Source organism: Nocardioides sp. NPDC006303, assembly GCF_040613175.1.
Classification (GTDB): domain Bacteria; phylum Actinomycetota; class Actinomycetes; order Propionibacteriales; family Nocardioidaceae; genus Nocardioides.
Genome location: NZ_JBEXRR010000076.1, coordinates 1 through 7,031, shown reverse-complemented (window position 1 = coordinate 7,031; position 7,031 = coordinate 1). Strand labels below are relative to the sequence as shown.

Below are 7,031 nucleotides of genomic sequence, written 5' to 3'. Positions count from 1 at the left end.
GTCCTGACGGGATTCGGCGCCGAGTCGGCTCGTTATGACGAGCCGACTCGGCGGGCATTTCGGTCAGGACGAGCCGGGTCGGCATCTTTCTCATCTTCGGGTCTAGAAATAGGTCGGCGCACTATCGCACACCCTGGTCGCCTGCCGCGATAGCGCACCCGAACCGCGGGCTAAGGTGGCGCCGTGGACCAGATCACCGTGTACGAGAAGCCGACCTGCACGACGTGTCGGAACCTGTTCGTTCTCCTCAAGGAGGAGGGCGTCGACTTCGAGAAGGTCGACTACCACGTGCTCGGCCTGCGGACCGAGGAGGTCAAGGACATCCTCGCCAAGACCGGCCTGAGCGCGCGTGACGTGCTGCGGAAGCGGGAGCCGGTCTACAAGGAGCTCGACCTGGCCAACCGCGACCTCTCCGAGGACGAGCTGGTCGCGCTGATGGTCGAGCACCCCGCCCTGCTGCAGCGCCCGATCGTGCTCAAGGGCGATCGCGGTGTGCTCGCCCGACCGATCGAGAAGGTCCGCGAGCTCTTCTGAACCTCAGGCACGCAGCCGCTCGACCGGCTGACCGGTCGTGCGGGTGATGAGGTCGACGTCGTTATCGGCGTGGAGGACGGTGAGATCGGCCTCCTCGGCGACCGCGGCCACCAGCAGGTCCGGCACCGATGGCACCCGGTGACGGCCGTCGCGCAGCACGATGCGCTGGATCTCCAGCGCTCGTGCCTCCGTACGCGGCGTGAGGGTCGCGAGCGGCATGTGGATCACCGGCACGTCCTCGACGAGATCGGACCACTCCCGCTCGGATCGGGCCAGGTGGCCGATCTCGAGCAGTGTGGTGGTGGTGATGCGTACTTGTCCCAGCTCGATCAGGCGGGACCACTTCTCAGCGTCGGGGCTGGTGGACATCCGGGCGAGTGCCGACCGGTGCATCAGCCAGGGTCGCCTCACGACCATGCGTCACGCATCAGACCCCGGTCGGCGAGCGGGGCGAACTTCGCGAAGTCACCGCCGGCCACGGGTCGCGCCGGTGGCAGCGGACGCAGAGCGTCGGGCGTGAACCATCGGCGGAGATACTCGTTGCGGGTGAGCCCGAGCCGCGTCGCCTCGGTGTCGATGCGCGCGAGCTCGTCATCCGAGAGTCCTCGGATCAGTACGTCGGACATGTCTGTCCACCTCCTGGACGCAAGATGGTAGCCGAGGCCGGGGCGTCGAAGTGGGATCAGGGCCGGGTCGCCCGGTGGACCCAGGTGGACTCGACCTCCATGCCGACGTGGAGATAGAGGTCGAGGGCGCCGGTGCGGGAGTCCGTCGACAGGGTGGCGCGCGTCGCCCCGTGGGCGCGGGCGGCGCTGAACGCGTCGGCGAGGAGCGCCTGGGCCAGGCCGCGGTTGCGCTGGTCCTTGCGGGTGGCCAGCCTGCTGACGTACCCCTCCCTGCCGTCCTCGGTCATCACCAGCACCGCGGCGGCGACCACAGCGCCGTCCGGGCCGGTCACCACGCGGACGTTCCACGGCTCGGCGCCGGGACGCTCGATGGTCGTGGCGACCCAGTCTGCGTAGGGCTCCCGTTCACGCTCGGACCACTCCAGGAAGGCGTCCTCGATCACGGTCCACACCTGCTCGTGGTCCTGCGGTGTGGCAGCCCGGATGGCGTACGCCTCGGGCAGCTCCCGCACCGGGATCGCCGCGTCCTTCGGCAGCGCCAGCACCCAGGACTCCCAGCGTGGGAACCAGTCCAGGGATTCGAGCAGCCGGTCGCCGGGCGAGTCCTGGGGGACCGGCATGCCGATGACCGGCTCCCCGAGCTCGCCCGCCTTCGCGGCGAGCCAGCCGGCCAGGGCGGTGCCGAGGCCGCGGCCCCAGTGGTCTGGATGCACCGCGGCATCGGCCCGGGAACCACCGGAGCACTCCGCGTAGCCGACGAGGTCGCCGGAGGCATCGACGACGCCGACCGTCCGGGCGGAGACGTCGAAGGAAGGCCGCTGCCACTCCGAGACGATGTCGGCCAGCTCGATGACGACCTCGCCGACGGTGGCCAGCTCGTTGACGGCCATCACCCTGGTGACGGCGGCAGCATCGGCCAGCACCAGCGGCCGCTCGGCATAGCCGGTGGGAAGAGTCATCGGGGTCATGAGACACACGGTCCCACCTGCTCACCCTGAGTCGCCACGGGTTATCGGGCCTGCGGCGTACGGTAGGCGGTAGCAGCCGTCCTCCACGCCGGCTCGGCGGCGCCGACCCCGTCAGGAGCAACGATGTTCCGGATCCGTATCGCCCTGCTCGCCGCGGCACTGGTCGCGGCCCTCGTCCCAGCCACGGCCGACGCGCACACGGTCTTTCCCAAGAGATTCGACCTCCCGCCCGGCTTCCAGCCCGAGGGCATCGCGATCGGAGGCGGGCCGACGGCCTGGTTCGGGTCGCGCGTGGACGGCGACATCTACCGCGTCGACCTGCGCACCGGCCGCGGCAAGGTGGTCTCCCAAGGCCCCGGCACCGCCACCGTCGGCATCAAGGTCGACCGCCACGGCCGGCTCTTCGCCTCCGGCGGCCCCAGCGGAACCGCCCGGGTGATCGACACTCGCACCGGCCGTGTCCTCGCCGACCACCAGCTCACCACCGCGACCAGCTTCATCAACGACGTCGTCCTCACCCGCCACTCCGCGTGGTTCACCGACTCCCAGCAGGCCCAGCTCTACGCCGTGCCGCTCGGCGGAGGCCCGGTCCGCACCCTTCCGCTCACCGGGGACTGGGAGCAGGTGGAGGGCTTCAATGCCAACGGCATCACCGCCACCCCGGACGGCCGCGGCCTGCTCGTGGTCAACTCGACCACGGGCCTCCTCCACCGCGTCGACCCGCGCACCGGCGCGACCGGCGTCGTCGACCTCGGTGGGGCCAGCCTCACCAACGGCGACGGCATGCTGCTGCTCGGCAGGACGCTGTACGTCGTCCGCAACCGCCTCAACCAGATCGCCGTCATCCATCTGGACAGGTCCGGCTCCCGCGGTGTCCAGGTCGACACTCTGACGAGCGACGACTTCGACGTGCCGACGACCGTCGCCGCCTACCGCGACCGGCTCTACCTGCCCAACGCCCGATTCACCACCGCCCCCGAGCCCGACACGCCCTACTGGGTCACCGCTGTTCGCCGCTGAACCGTCCGCACGAACGAGCCGCCCTCGGCCAGCAGGCCGAGGGCGGCTCGTCAGGTCCGGGCTCAGAGCGCGGTCGTACGCCCCACCAGATGGAGCGTGTCCGAGCCACGCTTGTGGAGTGAGAAGTCGTAGCCGTCCAGGTGCTTCAGCGACCCGAAGGCGACCGAGGAGGGCAGGAAGACCGGCTTCTTGAAGGCGACATCCACCCGCACCGCGCCCGGGAGCCGGTTCTCCAGTGCCGCGATGCAGCGCGCCTTGGTCCACATCCCGTGCGCGATCTGCCGCTTGAAGCCCAGCGCCTTCGCGGTCAGCGGGTAGAGGTGGATCGGGTTGTAGTCGCCGGCGACCTTGGCGTAGCGCCGGCCCAGGTCGGCCTTGAGCGGGAAGACCGGTCCGGACGGCTCCACCTCGGCGAAGTCAGACTTCCAGGTGGTGTCGGGGTTGCGCTTCCCACGGACGAGGTACGTCGAGGTGGACTCCCACACGACCTCTCCCTCGATGGTGGCGACGGTCAGGAACCGGTACGCCTTGCCGACCGGGTGCGGCTCGGGCTGACCCACGGTCGCGGTGACCGCGACCGCCTCGCCGACCGAGATGGGGCGGTAGCCGCTGATCGAGTTCTCGATGTGGACCATCCCCATCGCGGGCGAGGGGAAGTCGGGCGACGACATCAGCGCCATGTGCAGCGGGAAGGCCAGCATGTGCGGGTAGGGGAGCGGGACGGTGTCCTTGATCGGGAAGCCGCACAGCTCGGCGTACGCGTCGACCGCCTTCCGCTCGAGGACGACAGGCTCGCGGGTGAGGCTGAGCTCCTCGTAGGCGACGCCGGTCTTCTTGATCCCCGGGAGCGCGTTGATGCCAGGGATGGCCGGCAGCGCCGCCCGGACGAGCAGGGCGGGCCCCGACCTGCCGGTGAAGCTGGGCTCGGTCTTGGGCGTGCTCATCATGCCCCCAGCATCATCTGGCCGCAGACCCGCACGACGTTGCCGTTGACGCCAGTGGAGGCGGGCGAGGCGTACCAGGCGATGGTCTCGGCGACGTCGACCGGCAGGCCGCCCTGGGCCATCGCGTTGAGCCGCTGGCCGACCTCACGCGTCGCGAACGGCACCGCCGCGGTCATCTGGGTGATGATGAAGCCCGGCGCGACCGCGTTGATCGTGATCCCGTCGGGAAGCTCCTCGGCCAGCGAGTCGACGAAGCCGATGACGGCGGCCTTCGAGGCGCCGTAGGAGGTCTGGCCGAGGTTGCCGGCGATGCCGGCGATCGAGGAGACGCCGATGATGCGGCCGTTGGGGCGGACCAGCTTCTGCTCGAGCAGTTCGGCGGTGATCCGCTCCGGTGCGGAGATGTTGATCTCGAGCACCTTGCCGAAGCGGTCGGGCTTCTGGTTGGCGAGTTTCTTGTCGAGGGTGACACCGGCGTTGTGCACGACGATGTCGACGCCGCCGAACTTCTCCTGGAGGTAGGCGGCGATCGTGGCCGGTGCGTCCGCGGAGGTGATGTCGGCGGTGATGTAGTCGGGTGTGACCTTCTTCAGGTCGTCCTCGGCGGGCGGGATGTCGAGACCGACGACGGTCGCGCCGTCGCGCTGCAGGACCTTGGCGATCTCCTCGCCGATGCCGCGTGCGGCGCCGGTGACGAGCGCGACCTTGCCGGTCAGCGGCTTCTTCGGGTCGACCTGCTCGGCGGCGGGGGAGGCGTTCTTGGTGCCGATCCGCACGACCTGGCCGGAGACGTAGGCGCTCTTCGGGGAGAGCAGGAAGGCCAGCGTGGAGAGCAGCGAGCCCTCGAAGCCCTCGGCGACGTAGACGAGCTGGACGGTGCCGCCCTTGCCGATCTCCTTGCCGAGGCTACGGGTGAAGCCCTCCAGTGCACGCTGGGCGACCCGCTCCGCGCCCTTGAGCTGCTCGGGCGGGGTGCCGATCACGACCACGCGCGGGTTGTTCTCCAGGCTGCGCAGCACCGGGGTGAAGAACTCCTGCAGCGCGACCAGGTCGGCGGTCGAGGTGAGGCCGGTGGCGTCGAAGACGAGGCCCTTGAACTTGGCGCCGGCGGTGGCGGAGTCTGTCGAGGTGATGTCCAGCTCGCCGAGGAGCCCGCCCAGCGACTCCGCCAGACGACCACGTCCGCCGACGAGGACGGTGCCCTTCACGAGCGGGGCACCGGCTGCGTACCGCTCGAGCTTGGCGGGGCTCGGCAGCCCGAGGTTCTTGACGAGGACCTTGCCGATCGCCGACTGGGTGAAGCTCTGGTACTTGTCGCTCATGGTCTCTCTGATCCTTCTGGACGTGGTCTCTGAGGCGTACGTTGGTATGTTACTGGCCAGTTGTAACTACAGGTGTAACTCGGTGTCCACTTTTCGTGATCTCCCTGACATACCCTTCTCCAAAGCGCTTCATCAGACAAGGATGAACTCATGACCACCACTCGTCGTGTCGCCATCGTGGGCGGCAACCGTATTCCTTTCGCCCGCTCCAACGGTGCGTACGCGACCGCGTCCAACCAGGAGATGTTCACCGCCGTCCTCGACGGGCTCGCCGCTCGCTTCGGCCTCGAGGGCGAGCGCATCGGTGAGGTCGCCTCCGGCGCGGTGCTCAAGCACTCGCGCGACTTCAACCTGACCCGCGAGTCGGTGCTCGGCTCCAGGCTGGCCCCCGAGACGGCCGCCGTCGACCTGCAGCAGGCCTGCGGCACCGGCCTCCAGGCCGCGACCTACATCGCCAACAAGATCGCGCTCGGCCAGCTCGACTCCGGCATCGCGGGTGGCACCGACACCACCTCCGACGCGCCGATCGCGCTGGGCGAGAAGCTCCGCAAGGTCCTGCTCGAGGCCAACCGCGCCAAGACCAACATCGACAGGGTCAAGGCCTTCGCCAAGCTCCGCCCCGCCGACGTCATCCCCAACATCCCGGCCAACGTCGAGCCGCGCACCAAGCTCTCCATGGGTGAGCACGCCGCGCTGACCGCGCAGGAGTGGGGCATCACCCGCGAGGCTCAGGACGAGCTGGCCGCCGCCTCCCACCAGAAGCTCGCCGCTGCGTACGACGCCGGCTGGTTCGAGGACCAGATCACCCCGTTCCGCGGTCTGGAGAAGGACAACAACCTGCGCCCGGGCTCGACCGTGGAGAAGCTCGCCACGCTCAAGCCCGTCTTCGGGGTGAAGGGCGAGAACCCGACCATGACGGCCGGCAACTCGACGCCGCTGACCGACGGTGCCTCCGCGGTCCTCTTCGCGAGCGAGGAGTGGGCCGCCGCCAAGAACCTGCCGGTCCTGGCCTACTTCGTCGACGCCGAGGTCGCCGCGGTCGACTACGTCGCCGGCGGCGAGGGCCTGCTGATGGCTCCCGCCTACGCCGTCCCGCGCCTGCTCGCCCGCAACGGCCTGACCTTCGACGACTTCGACTTCTTCGAGATCCACGAGGCGTTCGCGTCCCAGGTCCTCTCGACCCTCGCCGCCTGGGAGTCCCCGGACTTCTGCAAGGACAAGCTCGGCCTCGACGCCCCGCTCGGCACCGTGCCGCGCGAGAAGCTCAACGTCAAGGGCTCCAGCCTTGCCGCCGGTCACCCCTTCGCCGCCACCGGCGGCCGGATCATCAACAACCTCGCCAAGCTGCTCGACGAGAAGGGCTCGGGCCGCGGCCTGATCTCCGTCTGCGCCGCCGGCGGCCAAGGCGTGGTCGCCATCCTGGAGAAGTAACCCTCGCGCCGAGGCTCCCGCCAGCCGAGGCGACCCGCACCAGCCGAGAAGTCACTCCCGTCGGCCGAGTTGGCACCCGACTGCCAACTCGGCCCAACGCCGGCACGTGGCCGCGGCGGCGGCCGCCCTGGCGGACATTGCCCGCGAGCACCAGGTCGTGGTGGTCCATGGCAACGGGCCCCAGGT

8 protein-coding genes are annotated in these 7,031 nt (G+C 69.7%); 3 read left to right on the top strand and 5 right to left on the bottom strand.

Annotated elements, in window-relative coordinates:
• Window positions 1-183 precede the first annotated feature (183 nt).
• Window positions 184-534: an ArsC/Spx/MgsR family protein gene (locus tag ABZY89_RS29275; RefSeq protein WP_355232686.1), complete on the top strand. Its 351-nt coding sequence runs from the start codon at window positions 184-186 to the stop codon at window positions 532-534.
• 3 nt (window positions 535-537) lie between these two features.
• On the opposite strand, the gene ABZY89_RS29270 is transcribed toward ABZY89_RS29275, so the two are convergent.
• The 3 genes from ABZY89_RS29270 to ABZY89_RS29260 are packed head-to-tail and all read right to left on the bottom strand — an operon-like array spanning window position 538 to window position 2,119.
• Window positions 538-927, bottom strand: coding sequence for a PIN domain-containing protein (locus ABZY89_RS29270; protein ID WP_355232685.1), 390 nt, complete (start codon window positions 925-927; stop codon window positions 538-540).
• A gap of 14 nt (window positions 928-941) precedes the next feature.
• Entirely contained in the window at window positions 942-1,160 is a 219-nt protein-coding gene (locus ABZY89_RS29265; RefSeq protein ID WP_091041496.1) for a hypothetical protein, read from the bottom strand.
• Between the two features lie 56 nt (window positions 1,161-1,216).
• Window positions 1,217-2,119 carry a GNAT family N-acetyltransferase gene (locus tag ABZY89_RS29260; protein WP_355232684.1) on the bottom strand — a complete coding sequence of 301 codons (903 nt, stop codon included), beginning with the start codon at window positions 2,117-2,119 and terminating at the stop codon, window positions 1,217-1,219.
• 132 nt (window positions 2,120-2,251) lie between these two features.
• Between ABZY89_RS29260 and ABZY89_RS29255 the strand changes: the two genes are divergently transcribed.
• On the top strand, window positions 2,252-3,148 hold the full coding sequence (locus tag ABZY89_RS29255) for a superoxide dismutase (RefSeq protein ID WP_355232683.1): 897 nt from the start codon (window positions 2,252-2,254) through the stop codon (window positions 3,146-3,148).
• Between the two features lie 62 nt (window positions 3,149-3,210).
• Here the strand turns inward: ABZY89_RS29255 and ABZY89_RS29250 are convergent, their stop codons facing one another.
• Window positions 3,211-4,095 (bottom strand): MaoC/PaaZ C-terminal domain-containing protein, encoded by an 885-nt coding sequence (locus ABZY89_RS29250; RefSeq protein ID WP_355232682.1) that lies wholly within the window; start codon window positions 4,093-4,095, stop codon window positions 3,211-3,213.
• On the bottom strand, window positions 4,092-5,414 hold the full coding sequence (locus tag ABZY89_RS29245; protein ID WP_355232681.1) for a 3-oxoacyl-ACP reductase: 1,323 nt from the start codon (window positions 5,412-5,414) through the stop codon (window positions 4,092-4,094). The genes ABZY89_RS29250 and ABZY89_RS29245 overlap by 4 nt, the downstream gene beginning before the upstream one ends.
• Before the next feature lie 150 nt (window positions 5,415-5,564).
• Here ABZY89_RS29245 and ABZY89_RS29240 point away from each other — a divergent pair, with 150 nt between their 5' ends.
• Window positions 5,565-6,845: an acetyl-CoA C-acetyltransferase gene (locus tag ABZY89_RS29240; protein ID WP_355232680.1), complete on the top strand. Its 1,281-nt coding sequence runs from the start codon at window positions 5,565-5,567 to the stop codon at window positions 6,843-6,845.
• The last annotated feature ends 186 nt before the right edge of the window (window positions 6,846-7,031 follow it).

Bases quoted from the DNA above. Each gene is read 5' to 3' on its own strand.
- ABZY89_RS29265 (WP_091041496.1), bottom strand. From the start codon at position 1,160: ATGTCCGACGTACTGATCCGAGGACTCTCGGATGACGAGCTCGCGCGC.
- ABZY89_RS29270 (WP_355232685.1), bottom strand. From the start codon at position 927: ATGCACCGGTCGGCACTCGCCCGGATGTCCACCAGCCCCGACGCTGAG.
- ABZY89_RS29250 (WP_355232682.1), bottom strand. From the start codon at position 4,095: ATGATGAGCACGCCCAAGACCGAGCCCAGCTTCACCGGCAGGTCGGGG.
- ABZY89_RS29240 (WP_355232680.1), top strand. From the start codon at position 5,565: ATGACCACCACTCGTCGTGTCGCCATCGTGGGCGGCAACCGTATTCCT.
- ABZY89_RS29255 (WP_355232683.1), top strand. From the start codon at position 2,252: ATGTTCCGGATCCGTATCGCCCTGCTCGCCGCGGCACTGGTCGCGGCC.
- ABZY89_RS29260 (WP_355232684.1), bottom strand. From the start codon at position 2,119: ATGACTCTTCCCACCGGCTATGCCGAGCGGCCGCTGGTGCTGGCCGAT.
- ABZY89_RS29245 (WP_355232681.1), bottom strand. From the start codon at position 5,414: ATGAGCGACAAGTACCAGAGCTTCACCCAGTCGGCGATCGGCAAGGTC.